The following is a 14224-nucleotide window of genomic DNA, read 5'->3' as shown; positions in this document are numbered from 1 at the left end:
GTCGAGACCGGCCGCGCGCAGGCCGGCCTGCAGCGTCTCCACGTCGGGCAGGGGGTGCCGCCCCCCTTCGCCTGCCGGCCCGGCGAGGACCGTGTCGAGGTCGACGAAGGGAGCGCCCGGCACGTGGCCCTCGGAGTAGAGGCGAGGCCCGTCGCCGGTGAGCGTGTACTGGACGTCGAGGACGACGAGGTCGTCCTCGGTGATCTCGTGCTGCAGGTCGTCGGCGGTGATCAGGGCGGTCACGGGGTCTCCTCGGAGTCGGGGGTCAGGGGTCGGATCGGGACCTCGTAGTCACCGAAGTCGTCATAGGCCCGCGGGTCCTCCCGGGGCTCGATGTGGGTCGTCACGGACAGGTCCTCGAACTCTGCCTCGAGGGCGCGCTCGATCTCCTCGACGTGGTCGTGGGCGCGACGCACCGACCAGGCTCCCGGGACGAGCACGTGCATCTCCGCGAAGGACAGGTGCCCGGCGCCTCGGGTGCGCAGCCCGTGGATGTCGATGTCGTCGCTGCGGTGCCGGTCGAGGGCCGCCGCGATGCGGGCATTGGTCTCGGGGGAGAGGGACTCGTCCATGAGGCCGCGGCTGGACTCGCTGACGAGCTTCCACCCCGTCCAGATGATGTTGGCGCCGACGAGCAGGGCGACGACCGGGTCGAGCCAGTCGATGCCGGTGACCACGACGAGCAGCACGCCCACGACGACACCGACGGAGGTCCACACGTCGGTGAGCAGGTGCTGGCCGTCGGCCCGCAGGGTGATGGACCGGTGCTCTCGGCCGGCCCGCAGCAGCACCACGGCGACCGTGCCGTTGATGACTGAGGCGACCACCGAGATCGCCAGACCGGTGCCCGCCTGCTCGATCGGCTGCGGGGTGAGCAGGCGACCGACGGACTGCCAGATGATGAAGGTCGCGGCGACGAAGATCATCCCGCCCTCGATCGCCGCCGAGAAGTACTCCGCCTTGCTGTGGCCGAAGTGGTGGTTGTCGTCGGCAGCGCGCGCCGCGACCCGCAGCGCGACCAGAGCGGCGATCGCGGCGACGAGGTTGACGATCGACTCGGCGGCGTCGGCGAGCAGGCCGACCGAGTCGGTGACCCACCACGCGCCGGTCTTGAGCGCGATCGTCGCGAGGGCCGCGGCGACCGACAACCAGGCATAGCGCTCGAGGTTCGGGCGCGCGGTGGCGGTGCTCATGTCCGCGATTGTCCCTCCTCGCCACTGCGGTGAGACACTGGGTGGCGCGATGACCACCCAGATCCTTGACCCCACCGCCCCCGCCACCACGGGGGAGCGCGTGCTGCCTCCCCTTCGCATCGGCCGGCATGTCATCGACTCGCCGGTCGTCTTGGCACCGATGGCCGGCATCACCAACCGCGCCTTCCGTCGCCTGTGCCGCGAGGCCGGCGACGCCGGGCTCGCCGCGAGCGGGCTGACCGGCGCGAGCAGCCTCTACGTCAACGAGATGGTCACCTCGCGCGCGCTCGTCGAGCGCACGCCGGAGTCGATGCGCCTCATCGAGCACGACGAGGACGAGCGGCCGCGCAGCGTGCAGCTCTACAGCGTCGACCCGGCGACGACCGCCGCCGCCGTGCGGATGCTCGTCACCGAGGACCGGGCCGACCACATCGACCTCAACTTCGGCTGCCCGGTGCCCAAGGTGACCCGCAAGGGCGGGGGAGCGGCACTGCCGTGGAAGCGTGACCTCTTCCGCGCCATCGTCTCCGCCGCCGTCACCGAGGGGGCGAAGGGGGACGTCCCCGTCACCGTGAAGATGCGCAAGGGCATCGACGACGAGCACCTGACCTACCTCGAGGCCGCCCGCACTGCCGTCGACGAGGGTGTCGCCGCGGTCGCCCTGCACGGTCGCACCGCCTCGCAGGCCTACTCGGGCCAAGCCGACTGGTCGGCGATCAAGCTGCTCAAGGAGACGATCACCGAGGTGCCGGTCCTCGGCAACGGTGACATCTGGTCGGCCGAGGACGCACTGGCGATGGTGGAGCAGACCGGCTGCGACGGGGTCGTCGTCGGTCGCGGCTGCCTCGGCCGACCGTGGCTCTTCGCCGACCTGTCCGCCGCCTTCGCGGGGGCGCAGGTGCGTGTCACGCCGACCCTCGGCGAGGTCGCCGCGACGCTGCGCCGGCACGCCGAGCTGCTCACCGACTTCTACGCCGGCGACGAGCTGCGCGCCTGCCGCGACATCCGCAAGCACATCGCGTGGTACCTCAAGGGGTTTCCCGCCGGCTCGACCGTGCGCAACCAGCTCGCGCTCGTCGACTCGCTCGCCGCGCTCGACCGGCTCATCGACACGATGGACCTGTCGAGCCCCTGGCCGGGGGAGGCCGCCGAGGGCCAGCGTGGTCGTGCCGGATCCTCGCGCGTCGTCGCCCTGCCGGAGAACTGGCTGGCCTCGCGCGAGCTCGACGAGGCCCAGCGGGCGCAGGTCGCCGCCGCCGAGCAGTCCGTCGCCGACGGCGGCTGACCCTCACTCCACGACGACGAGCAGGTCGCCCCCTTCGACCTGCTGGCGTGCGCCGACCGCGAGCCGGCGCACCGTGCCCGCCACGGGGGTCGTGATGCCGGCCTCCATCTTCATCGCCTCGATCGTCGCGACGTGGCGCCCGCCTCGACCTCGTCGCCCTCGGCGACCTGAACCGTGACGACCCCGGCGAAGGGGGCCGCGACCTGACCGGAGGCGCCCGGGTCGGCCTTCTCGGCCGCGACGACCTCTGCGTCGACGCCGCGGTCGCGGACCTGGACCGGCCGCAGCTGACCGTTGACCGTGCCCATCACGGTGCGCATCCCGTGCTCGTCGGGCTCGCTCACCGAGCTCAGGCCGATCGTCAGGGTCTTGCCCGGCTCGATCTCGACTTCGTCGTCGCGCCCCTGCTCGAGGCCGTGGAGGAAGAGGCCGGTGTCGAGCACCGAGGTGTCGCCGAAGCTCGCCCGGGCGGTGCGCATCTCCTGGGTAGGGCCGGGGAAGAGCAGCTCGTTGAGCGTCTCGCGCGGGGCGTCGCGCAGTGCCTGCTCCTGCTCGGGGGTGAGGTCGGCGGTCGGAGGCTGCTCGCGCCGACCCTCGAGCGCCTTGCTGCGGAAGGGCTCGGGCCACCCGCCGGGCGGGTCGCCGAGGTCACCACGGAGGAACCCGATGACCGAGTCGGGGATGTCGAAGCGGGCCGGGTCGGCCTCGAACTGCGCCGGGTCCGCACCGAGGCCGACGAGGGAGAGCGCGAGGTCGCCGACGACCTTGCTGCTCGGCGTCACCTTGACGATGTGGCCGAGCATCGCGTCGGCCGCCGCGTACATGTCCTCGACCTCCTCGAAGCGCTCCCCGAGCCCGAGCGCGATCGCCTGCTGGTGCAGATTGGACAGCTGCCCGCCGGGGATCTCGTGCCGGTAGACACGGCCGGTGGGGGAGGCCAGCCCGGACTCGAAGGGCGCGTAGAGGCGCCGCACGCCCTCCCAGTAGGGCTCGAGCGCGAAGACCTGCTCGATGTCCAGGCCGGTCGGCCGGTCCGTGCCGTCGGTCGCCGCGACGAGGGCGGACAGCGAGGGCTGCGAGGTGGTGCCGGCCATCGTCGCGCTCGCCGCGTCGACCGGCGTCGACGCCGGCCCCGATCGCCGCGAGGAGGGTGCCGATCTGGCCGCCCGCGGTGTCGTGGGTGTGCAGGTGCACCGGGAGGTCGAACCGCTCGCGCAGCGCGGTCACCAGGCGGGCCGCCGCGGGGGCGCGCAGCAGCCCGGCCATGTCCTTGATCGCCAGGACGTGCGCGCCGGCGTCGACGATCCGCTCGGCCAGGCGCAGGTAGTAGTCGAGCGTGTAGATCTCCTCGCCCGGGTCGAGGAGGTTGCCGGTGTAGCACAGGGCGACCTCGGCGACCGCGGTGTCGGTCGCGAGCACGGACTCGATCGCGGGGCGCATCTGGTCGACGTCGTTGAGCGCGTCGAAGATGCGGAAGATCGACAGGCCGGTGCGGGCGGCCTCGGCGACGAAGGCGTCGGTGACGCTCGTCGGGTAGGGCGTGTAGCCGACGGTGTTGCGCCCGCGCAGGAGCATCTGGAGGGCGACGTTGGGCATCGCCTCGTGCAGGGCCGAGAGCCGCTCCCACGGGTCCTCGTGGAGGAAGCGCAGGGCCACGTCGTAGGTCGCACCGCCCCAGGCCTCGACGGACAGCAGCTGCGGGGTGAGCCGGGAGACGTGCTCGGCGACGTGGAGCAGGTCGCGGGTGCGCACGCGGGTGGCGAGCAGCGACTGGTGGGCGTCGCGGAAGGTCGTGTCGGTCACCGGGACGTCCGTGCGGGCCCGCAGGTCGGCGGCGAAGCCGGCGGGGCCGAGCCGCAGGAGGCGGTCCCGGCTGCCCTCGGGACGCTCGCCGGTGGGCAGCTGCGGCAGCTTCGTCACGGGGCGCAGGTCGGTCCTGCGCGGGCCGTGCGGCTGGTTGACCGTGACGTCGGCCAGGTAGGTGAGCAGCTTGGTCGCCCGGTCCTTGCCCGTCGGGGCCTCGAGCAGCTCGGGGCGCTCGTCGATGAAGCTCGTCGTCACCCGGCCGGCCTGGAAGTCGGGGTCGGCGAGCACCGCCTCGAGGAAGGGGAGGTTGGTCGCGACCCCGCGGACGCGGAACTCGGCGAGCGCCCGTCGGGCCGGCGGACCGCGAGCGGGAAGGTGCGGGCGCGGCAGGTGAGCTTGACGAGCATCGAGTCGAAGTGGGCGCTCACCTCGGCCCCGACGAAGGTCGTGCCGCCGTCGAGGCGCACCCCGGAGCCGCCGGCGGAGCGGTAGGCGGAGATCGTGCCCGAGTCGGGGCGGAACCCGTTGGCCGGGTCCTCGGTCGTGATCCGGCACTGCAGGGCGAAGCCGTGCGTGCCGATGTCCTCCTGGCGCATGCCGAGCTCGGCGAGGGTCGCGCCGGCCGCGATCCGCAGCTGCATGACGACGAGGTCGACCTCGGTGACCTCCTCGGTCACGGTGTGCTCGACCTGGATGCGCGGGTTCATCTCGATGAAGACGTAGCGGCCGTCCTCGCCGAGGAGGAACTCGACGGTGCCGGCGTTGACGTAGCCGATCGACTTCGCGAAGCGGACCGCGTCGGCGCACATCCGCTCGCGCAGGTCGGGGTCGAGGTTGGGCGCCGGTGCGATCTCGACGACCTTCTGGTGGCGCCGCTGCACCGAGCAGTCCCGCTCGAAGAAGTGGAGGACCTCACCGCTGGCGTCACCGACGACCTGGACCTCGATGTGCCGCGGGTTGACCACGGCCTCCTCGAGGTAGAGGGTCGGGTCGCCGAAGGCCGACTCGGCCTCGCGCTGGGCGGCCTCGAGGGCCCCGCGCAGGTCCTCGCGGCGCTCGACGCGCCGCATGCCGCGACCACCGCCGCCGCTCACCGCCTTGACGAAGACGGGGGAACCCGATCTCCTCCGCGGCGCGCTCGAGGGCGTCGAGGTCGGTCGTCGCCTCGGCGCCGTCGAGGGTCGGCAGGCCGGCCTCCTTCGCCGCGGCGATCGCGCGGGCCTTGTTGCCGGTGAGCTCGAGGACCTCGGCCGGGGGACCGATGAAGGTGATGCCGTGTCGCGCGCACTCCTCGGCGAGCTGGGGGTTCTCCGACAGGAACCCGTACCCGGGGTAGATCGCGTCGACCCCGGCCTCACGAGCCACGCGCACGACGTCCTCGTGGTCGAGGTAGGCCCGGACCGGGTGCCCCTCCTCACCGATGAGGTAGGCCTCGTCGGCCTTCATCCGGTGCTCGGAGAGCCGGTCCTCGATCGGGTAGACCGCGACGGTGGTCGCGTCGAGCTCGGTGGCGGCGCGGAAGGCGCGGATGGCGATCTCGCCTCGGTTGGCGACGAGGATCTTGTGGAACACGGGGGACCTCCGGGGGTGTGGCGGGCGTCACCCGAGGCTACTGACCTGCCGGACCCGGTGATCGGGGGTTCCGCGAAGGGAGACGGCGCGCCGGGCCGTAGGCTCGCCAGCGTGAGCAGCCTGAGCGACCGCGAGCGGTGGGTCTCCGAGGATCCGGTGCACAAGCGCGCCGACCGTGACGACTTCGCGCGCGACCGCGGGCGGCTCATCCACTCGGCCGCCCTGCGACGGCTCTCCGCCAAGACCCAGGTGCTCGGCCCCGGCAGCGACGACTTCGTGCGCAACCGGCTGACGCACAGCCTCGAGGTGGCCCAGATCGGCCGGGAGTTCGGCGGTGCGCTCGGCTGCGCGGCCGATGTCGTCGAGGTCGCCTGCCTCGCGCACGACCTGGGGCATCCTCCCTTCGGCCACAACGGCGAGACGGCGCTCGACGAGGTCGCCGCGGACATCGGTGGCTTCGAGGGCAATGCGCAGACCCTGCGCATCCTCACCCGGCTCGAGCCCAAGCGCGTGCACCCCGACGGGCGCCGGCTGGGCTGAACCTCACCCGCGCCAGCCTCGACGCGGCGACCAAGTACCCGTGGCGGCGCGGCCACGGGCCGGCGCCCACGCCGAAGTTCGGGGTCTACGAGGACGACCTGCCGGTCTTCGACTGGATGCGCGAAGGGAGCCCCGGCGGGCTCGTGCGCTGCCTCGAGGCCGACGTCATGGACTGGTCCGACGACGTCGCCTACTCCGTCCACGACGTCGAGGACGCGATCGCCTCCGGGCGGCTGGACCTGCGCCGACTGCGCGATGCCGACGACAGCGGGGCGGTCGTCGACGTGGCGGCCGAGCACTTCGCCCGCGACCTGGGGCGCGACGCGCTCGCCGAGGGTCTAGAGAGGCTGCTCGCGACCGGTGCCGTGCCCGACGGCTACGACGGCTCGCGGGCCGGGCTCGCGGGGCTCAAGGACATGACCTCACGACTCATCGGGCGCTTCGTCCACGCGGCGGAGCAGGCGACCCGTGCCGTGCATGGGCCCGGCGACCTCGGCCGCTACGACGCCCGCCTCGTCGTGCCCGAGGACTCGCGCGCCGAGGTCGCGGTGCTCAAGGCGGTGGCCGCCCACTTCGTCATGTTCACCGGTGAGCGCGATGACGAGTACGCCCACCAGCGGCAGGTCGTCGCCGACCTCGCGGCGTGGTTCGCCGCCGACCCCGAGGGACGGCTCGACGCCGACCTGCGCAGCGACCTCGCTGCGGCGCCCGACGACGCGGCCCGTCTACGGGTCGTCGTCGACCAGGTGGCGGGCCTGACCGACGTGCGGGCGCTCGCCCTGCACGCGCAGCACTGCCACTAGGGGGAGTGCTCCCCTTCGTCCCGGCGGTGTGGCGTCGCTAGTCTCCTGATCACACAGACAGGGGACCACGATGACACTGACCGACGGCATGGACGTGGCGCGCATGCGCCAGATCGCCGAACAGCTCGTGCTGCAGTCGAAGCAGCTCACCGGCGTGGCACAGGACGGATCGGCCTCGATGAGCAGGCTCGTCGAGGCGTGGCAGGGGCCGGACACGGAGTTCTTCTCGCAGGGGTGGACGCAGGCGGGGCGTCAGTGCGACGAGACGGCCGAGACGCTGCGCTCCTTCGGGGAGCGGACGCGCGCCCAGGCGACCAGCAGGACGAGGCCAGCGGCAACCGCCGAGGCGGCGGAGGTGGCGGGGGCGGCCCTCGAGGCCCCGGTGGGGACGGCGACGGTGTCAGCTCCTCCAACCCCGACATCAAGGACGACACCAAGGACGCCGAGTACAAGGACGTCGACGGCCCGCTGATCGACGAGGGCGGGGTCGAGCCCGACGACGTCAAGCAGGGTGCCCTGGGTGACTGCTGGCTGATCAGCTCGATGAAGGGCATCGCCGGCACGCCCTCGGGCCAGGAGCTGATCGAGAAGAACATCAAGGACAACGGGGACGGGACCTACGACGTCACCCTCTACCGCGATGGGGAGCCGGTCGTCGTCACGGTCGACGGCAAGCTGCCGGTCGGTCCCAACGGCGAGCCGGTGTATGCCAACAACGACGGCGGCGGACGCGAGATGTGGCCCCTGCTCTACGAGAAGGCCATGGCCAAGGAGTTCGGCGGGGACTACGAGGACCTCGACGGCGACTGGCCCGCCAAGGCCATCGAGGCCATGACGGGCAACGAGGTGGAGACCTACGACGAGGGGCTCATGCCCTGGGACGACAAGGACTTCCCCGGCGCCTCGGACCTGCAGGCGAAGCTCGACGACGGCGGCGTCGTCGTCGCCTCGACCGACGGCGACGGCAAGAAGCACTCGGACGGCGACCTCGTGAGCAACCACGCCTACACCGTCACCGACGTCAACCCCGAGACCGGCGAGGTCACCGTGCAGAACCCGTGGGGCAAGGGTGAGGCACCGATCACCATGAGCTACGAGGAGTTCGAGAAGAACTTCGCCCGTCTCGACGTCGGGTCGACCAAGTGAGTGCAGGAGAGGCCATGGACACGACGATCACGCTGCAGCAGAACATCCCTACCCCGGCATGGGGCATGCGCCTCATCGCCGCCAACGTCCACGAGGGGGCGGCCACGGTCATCGTCGAGCCGCCCGGTGAGCCGATGGTCAAGCACCAGGTCGGGGCGGGCGACACGGTGCCCTTCGGGGATCGCGCCCTGCACGTCGACGAGATCACCGGCGGCGGCGACGCCGGGCGGCCGGGGCGTGCGTCCGGACGCGTCACCCTCTCCGTGGTGGACGGTGCCGCCCGGTGAGCACGGTGCGGGGAGTGCGGGCGCTCGCTCTCGTGCCACTGGTGGCCCTGACGGTCGCCGCGTGCGGTGACGACGGGGACTCCGCCCCCGAGAGCACGCCCGAGGGCGCCGTCGTGCTGGTCGAGAACCAGCCGGGCACCGTGGACGGGACGTCCGTGGTCGCCACCGACGTCGAGGGTGACGACGCGACGCTGCGCATCACCGTCGACGGCCCGTCGGAGGCGACGGACGTGAGCGAGGGAGCAACCGTGGACATCGCCGGGGCGAGCTATCGCATCGAGGCGGTGTGGTCCGAGGAGGACGGCGACAGCCCGGGCAGCATGGGTGGGCACGTCATGGTGGTCCCGGCCGACGGCTGACCTCCGCGTCGTCAGGCCATCCGCCTACACTCGACCCCACGAGCGAGAGGGAGCGAGGTGGCCCGTGGCGGGACGGATCCGCGCGGAGGACGTGCAGGCGGTCAAGGAGCGCTCCTCGATCACCGACGTCGTCCGTGAGCACGTCACCCTGCGCCCGGCGGGCATCGGCTCGATGAAGGGGCTGTGCCCCTTCCACGACGAGAAGACGCCGAGCTTCACCGTGCGCGAGACCGTCGGCGCCTACCACTGCTTCGGCTGCGGGGAGGGCGGGGACGTCATCTCCTTCGTGCAGAAGCTCGATCACCTCACCTTCGCCGAGGCCGTCGAGCGCCTCGCGGGCAAGCTCGGCATGGAGCTGCGCTACGAGGAGGGCGGCGGTCCGCGCGACGGCGTCGGCCTGGGCAAGCGCGGTCGGCTGCTCGAGGCGCACCGCGCGGCGGCGGAGTTCTACCACGAGCGGCTGCTCGGCTCGCCGAGCGCGCATCGGGCGGGACTTCCTGCGGGAGAGGGGCTTTGCCTCGCCCGAGGCCAAGCTCTTCGGCATCGGCTACGCGCCGCGGGGCGGCGAGGAGCTCGCCCGGTACCTGCGGGGCAAGGGCTTCACCGACGACGAGCTGACCATCGGCGGGCTCTGCGGCAAGGGCTCGCGGGGGCTCTACGACCGCTTCCGTGGCCGGCTCATCTGGCCGATCCGCGACATCACCGGCGACACGATCGGGTTCGGCGCGCGGCGCCTCTACGACAACGACCGCATCGGGGCCAAGTACCTCAACACCACCGAGACCCCGATCTACAAGAAGTCGAATGTCCTCTACGGTCTCGACCTGGCCAAGAAGGCGATCCGCGACGAGCGCCAGGTCGTCGTCGTCGAGGGCTACACCGACGTCATGGCGGCACACCTGTCGGGGGTCGAGGGGGCGGTCGCGACGTGCGGCACGGCCTTCGGCGAGGACCACATCAAGGTCATCCGGCGCATCGTGCGCGACGAGGCCGACCTGGCGCCGGCCAAGGTGGTCTTCACCTTCGACGGCGACGCCGCGGGGCAGAAGGCCGCGATGAAGGCCTACGCCCAGGACGACAAGTGGGCCAGTCAGAGCTTCGTGGCCGTCGCCCGCGAGGGCATGGACCCCTGCGACCTGCGACTGCGGGAGGGTGACCTCGCGGTGCGCGAGCTCGTCGCCGACGCGGTCCCGATGTTCGAGTTCGCGGTGCGCACGACGCTGACCCGCTTCGACCTCGACACGGCGGAGGGCCGGGTGCGGGGCATGGGCGCCGTCGCGCCGATCATCAACAGCATCCGCGACTCCTCCCTTCGCCCGGAGTACGTGCGCACCGTTGCCGGCTGGGTCGGGGTCGAGGTCGAGCAGATGCGCGATGCCGTGACCCGCGCCGGGCGGATCCAGGCGCGCGACGAGGCGAAGGGGGAGCACCGCACCCAGCAGGAGGCCCCCGAGCCGACGGCCGCGGAGGCGGCCGGCGGCGTGCCGGCGCCCGATCTGCGCGACCCGATCGTCATGGCCGAGCGCCAGCTGCTCCAGTCGATCCTGCAGCACCCCTCGCTCTTCTCGTCCGCCGACCTCGACGCCGTCGAACCGGAGACCTTCTCGGCCCCGGCGCACCGGGCGGTCTTCGACGCGATCCGCTCCGTCGGACCGCTGCTCGAGGGGCAGGCGCACACGGCGTGGCACGCCCTCGTCGACGAGGCGACGCCGCTCGCCGTCTCCTCGCTGCTCGCCGAGCTGTCGGTGGCGCCGCTGCCGGTCGTCCACGACCAGTCGACGGGCCTGCCGCCGGCGAGCTACACCCGCTCGTTGCTCGTGCGGGTGCGCGAGGTGGCCGTCAGCCGACGCATCTCCGACGCGATGTCGCAGATGCGCCGCCTGGCGGCCGACCCGAGCGCCGACCCCTCAGCGCTGCGTGACCTGTCCCTGTCCCTGCAGTCGCTCGAGCGCAGCGCGCCGCGCTGCGCGAGGAGATCGTGTGAGTCCCGTGTGGTCCCGGTGGCAGCGCTCACGAGCGGTGCCCGTCCCCCCAGGTGTCGAGCTCGGTCGCGGCGAGCGGGTCCTCGCGACGGCGGCGGCCGGCGACGAGGTCGTCGTCATCACCTCGTTCCGGCTCGTGGTCACCGGTGGTCCGCTGGCCGAAGGGAGGGCCTGGCACCTCGTCGACCGTGGCCGCTGGGACCCCGAGACCGACGTGCTCACCGTGACCTGGGTCGACGGTGGGCCGGCGGGCAGCTGGACGATCCCCGAGCCCGGTGGGGTGCCCGACGCCTTCCACGAGCGGGTGCAGGCGAGCGTCGTGCTCGTCGAGGAGGTCACGCTCGACCGGGCGCGCAGGGCGCGGGTCGTCCTGCGCAAGGATCTCGAGTCCGGGCGGGTCCTCGCCCAGACGATCGTCGGGCGGGGCTGCGACCCCGACGACCCGCAGCTCGTGGCCGCGACCGAGGAGGTCGCAGCGCGGCTGGCGGAGCAGGTCGGGCGCGAGGCCTGATGACAGTCAACGAGCTGCCCGTCCTCGACCTCGCCGATCTCGACGCCGGCCCGGAGGCGGTCGAGCGCTTCCGTGACGAGCTGCGTCGAGCGACCCACGAGGTCGGCTTCTTCCACCTGCGCCATGGCATCGACCGTGCGGTCGTCGACGAGCTCTTCGACACGGCGCGGGCCTTCTTCGCGCTCCCCGAGGAGGACAAGCGCGCGATCGAGATGACGAGGAGCGCGCAGTTCCGCGGGTGGACGCGTCTGGGGGGCGAGCTGAACCAGGGGCAGGTCGACCACCGGGAGCAGATCGACATCGGCCCGGAGCGGCCGGCGCCCGTCGTCGCGGATCCGCCCTACCTGCGGCTCGACGGGCCCAACCAGTGGCCTGCCGCGCTGCCGCGGCTGCGCACCGTCATCGAGGCGTGGACCGAGCGCCTGGGCCACATCGGCCGACGCCTGATGTCGCAGTGGGCGCTCTCGCTCGGGGCGCCGGCCGACCACTTCGCGTCGACCTTCGACGACGCGTCGACGCTGCTCAAGCTCGTGCGCTACCCGGGCGCGGCCGGCGTCTCGCAGGGCGTGGGCGGTCACAAGGACCCCGGCTTCCTCACCCTGCTGCTCATCGAGCCGGGCAAGGCCGGTCTGCAGGTCGAGACCGACGACGGCTGGATCGACGTACCCCCGACCGACGACTGCTTCGTCGTCAACATCGGCGAGCTCATGGAGGCCGTCACCGACGGCTACCTGCGGGCGACGTCGCACCGGGTGACGGCGCCGCCCGTCGGCACCGAGCGGCTATCCATCCCCTTCTTCTTCAACCCCGGCCTCGACGCCGAGGTGCCGGTCGTCCCCCTTCGTCCGGAGCTGGCGCAGGCCGCCCGTGGCATCACCCAGGACGCGTCCAACGTCGTCTCCGCGCGCTACGGCGACAACCTGCTCAAGGCCCGTCTGCGGGCCCACCCGGACGTCGCGGCGATCCACCACCCCGACCTGGTGGGCACGCCGGACTGATCCGGCCCCCCGTTTTCGTGTCGAGGCCACCTTCTTGCTATGGTGGCGCAGCGCTTCGGCGCGATCCCCTGTAGCTCAATTGGCAGAGCATTCGGCTGTTAACCGGAGGGTTGTTGGTTCGAGTCCAACCGGGGGAGCCAGCACGAGAGGCCCGCACGTCCACACGGACTGCGGGCCTCTCGCATGTCTCTCAGCTCGAGGTCGGAGAGCCGTCGGACGCGCTCGGGCTCGGGGTGCGCGGAGCGGGGCAGTCGCGCAGCGTCGGGGGAGTGAGGGTGCGGGTCGGCAGGCTCCAGCTCGTGCCGAGGTTGGCGCGCACGGCCCGCCGCCACGCCCCGGTCTCGACCATGTCGGCGAGCGCATCGCTGACGTCCTCGCACAGCGCCGTGTCATCGCGCCGCATGGCGATGCCCCACTGCTCGTGGGTGAAGAGCCGGCCGGTCAGCCGCAGCCGATCACGTCCCCTCGACTCCCGGGCGAAGGGGAGGAGGATCGCCGCGTCGGACGTGACCGCCTTGACCTTGTCCTGCTGCAGCATGGCGACGCAGTCGGAGATCGTCGGCTGCACGGTCAGGTGCAGGCCCGGGTAGGCGTCGACGAGCTCGTCGGTCGAGCGTGACCCCTGGACGGTGCAGACGGTGAAGCCACGCAGCTGCCGTGGCGAGCTGATCGTGCTGCGGGCGCGCACGAGCAGGTCCTGCCCGGTCGCCAGGTAGGGCCCGGCGAAGGTCACGTCGTCGGCTCGCTCCGGCGTCATCGAGTAAGCCGCGAGGACGAGGTCGGCCTGACCGGTCTCGAGGAGCGTCTCGCGCTGGTCGGTGACGGCCCGGACGAAGCTGATCCGCGAGATGCCGAGGTACTGCGCGACGTAGCGGGCGACGTCGACGTCGAGCCCGCTGTAGCTGCTGCCCTCGCGCAGGCCGACGCCCGGCTGGTCGTAGGAGATGGCCACCCGCAGCGTGCGGGGCAGGTCGGTCGCGTGCAGGCTGCGGCTCGGTCCCGACGTGCTCGACGGCGTGAGCGTCGAGGTGGACCCGGTCTCGGGGGGCTGGCCGCTGCCCGTCGGGTCGACGTCGACGGGTCGCACGCACGCGGTGAGCAGGGCAGCGCCGATGGCGGCGGCAGCCAGCGCACGGACACGGCGCACGTCGTCCCCCTTCGTCGGACGTGCCCATCCTCGCAGCCCGGTGACTAGGCTGCAGGTGTGACCACGACACTCGTCCTCTCCGTCATCGGCGACGACCGCGCCGGACTCGTCAAGGCTCTCGCCGACGTCATCGAGACCGGCGGTGGCAACTGGGAGCGCAGCCACCTGAGCGAGCTCGCGGGCAAGTTCGCCGGCATCGTCGTCGTCTCGGTGCCGAGCGACCGGGCCGACGCGCTGCGCACCGCGCTCGAGCCCCTGCAGGGTTTGCTCGACGTCACCGTGCACGACGGCAGTGCGCCCGCCGACCCGGCTGGGGGCGGCCAGGACGTGCGGGTCGAGCTGCTCGGCAACGACCGCCCCGGCATCGTCGGTGCGGTCTCGGGGGTGCTCGCCCAGCACGGGCTGAGCGTCGCCGAGCTGGTGAGCACGACGAGCGACGCGCCGATGGCGGGCGGACGGCTCTTCGAGGCGATCGCCGTCGCGACGGTGCCCGCCGGCACCGACCTCGACGCGCTGCAGGCCGACCTCGAGCGGCTCGCCACCGAGATCATGGTCGACCTGACCCTCAGCCCCCACGACGACGAGGACTGAGGGA

The 14224-nt window shown here is 72.4% G+C and carries 8 protein-coding genes, 1 tRNA gene and 4 pseudogenes; 9 read left to right on the top strand and 4 right to left on the bottom strand.

The genetic code is table 11. The features are described 5' to 3' along the window. Window positions 1–243, bottom strand: a pseudogene (locus AC2W7J_RS02995) (sulfurtransferase); the annotation flags it as partial. Then, a complete protein-coding gene (locus tag AC2W7J_RS02990; protein WP_485981404.1) occupies window positions 240–1193 on the bottom strand; it encodes a cation diffusion facilitator family transporter in 954 nt (317 codons plus the stop codon). The gene AC2W7J_RS02990 and the pseudogene AC2W7J_RS02995, both read right to left, overlap by 4 nt. 49 nt (window positions 1194–1242) lie before the next feature. Here AC2W7J_RS02990 and dusB point away from each other — a divergent pair, with 49 nt between their 5' ends. Beyond that, window positions 1243–2478, top strand: a complete 1236-nt coding sequence (gene dusB, locus AC2W7J_RS02985; RefSeq protein ID WP_485981403.1) for a tRNA dihydrouridine synthase DusB — start codon at window positions 1243–1245, stop codon at window positions 2476–2478. Between the two features lie 3 nt (window positions 2479–2481). Here the strand turns inward: dusB and AC2W7J_RS02980 are convergent. Next, a pseudogene (locus AC2W7J_RS02980) lies at window positions 2482–5856 on the bottom strand (pyruvate carboxylase). Between the two features lie 111 nt (window positions 5857–5967). Here AC2W7J_RS02980 and AC2W7J_RS02975 point away from each other — a divergent pair. The 7 genes and pseudogenes from AC2W7J_RS02975 to AC2W7J_RS02945 all read left to right on the top strand — a co-directional run bounded on the left by AC2W7J_RS02975 (window position 5968) and on the right by AC2W7J_RS02945 (window position 12622). Continuing rightward, window positions 5968–7199 (top strand): annotated as a pseudogene (locus AC2W7J_RS02975) (deoxyguanosinetriphosphate triphosphohydrolase). Between the two features lie 255 nt (window positions 7200–7454). Next, window positions 7455–8345, top strand: coding sequence for a C2 family cysteine protease (locus AC2W7J_RS02970; protein ID WP_485981402.1), 891 nt, complete (start codon window positions 7455–7457; stop codon window positions 8343–8345). A gap of 14 nt (window positions 8346–8359) precedes the next feature. Then, window positions 8360–8632 (top strand): DUF6406 domain-containing protein, encoded by a 273-nt coding sequence (locus AC2W7J_RS02965; protein WP_068316676.1) that lies wholly within the window; start codon window positions 8360–8362, stop codon window positions 8630–8632. Beyond that, window positions 8629–8991: a hypothetical protein gene (locus AC2W7J_RS02960; protein WP_255183706.1), complete on the top strand. Its 363-nt coding sequence runs from the start codon at window positions 8629–8631 to the stop codon at window positions 8989–8991. Before AC2W7J_RS02965 ends, AC2W7J_RS02960 begins: the two co-directional genes overlap by 4 nt. A 64-nt stretch (window positions 8992–9055) precedes the next feature. Then, a pseudogene (dnaG, locus tag AC2W7J_RS02955) lies at window positions 9056–10943 on the top strand (DNA primase); the annotation flags it as partial. Window positions 10944–11483: 540 nt separating this feature from the next. Beyond that, a complete protein-coding gene (locus tag AC2W7J_RS02950) occupies window positions 11484–12482 on the top strand; it encodes an isopenicillin N synthase family dioxygenase (protein ID WP_485981406.1) in 999 nt (332 codons plus the stop codon). Between the two features lie 64 nt (window positions 12483–12546). Then, window positions 12547–12622: transfer RNA gene (locus tag AC2W7J_RS02945), tRNA-Asn, on the top strand. 50 nt (window positions 12623–12672) lie between these two features. Here AC2W7J_RS02945 and AC2W7J_RS02940 read toward each other — a convergent pair. After that, window positions 12673–13629: a transporter substrate-binding domain-containing protein gene (locus AC2W7J_RS02940; RefSeq protein WP_485981401.1), complete on the bottom strand. Its 957-nt coding sequence runs from the start codon at window positions 13627–13629 to the stop codon at window positions 12673–12675. Between the two features lie 57 nt (window positions 13630–13686). Here AC2W7J_RS02940 and AC2W7J_RS02935 point away from each other — a divergent pair, with 57 nt between their 5' ends. After that, window positions 13687–14220: a glycine cleavage system transcriptional repressor gene (locus tag AC2W7J_RS02935; protein WP_255183701.1), complete on the top strand. Its 534-nt coding sequence runs from the start codon at window positions 13687–13689 to the stop codon at window positions 14218–14220. Window positions 14221–14224: the final 4 nt, after the last annotated feature.

The organism is Janibacter sp. CFPM2_SD2, assembly GCF_057364645.1.
The sequence above is the reverse complement of the archived record's forward strand: the minus strand, read 5'-3'. Positions and strand labels throughout refer to the sequence as shown.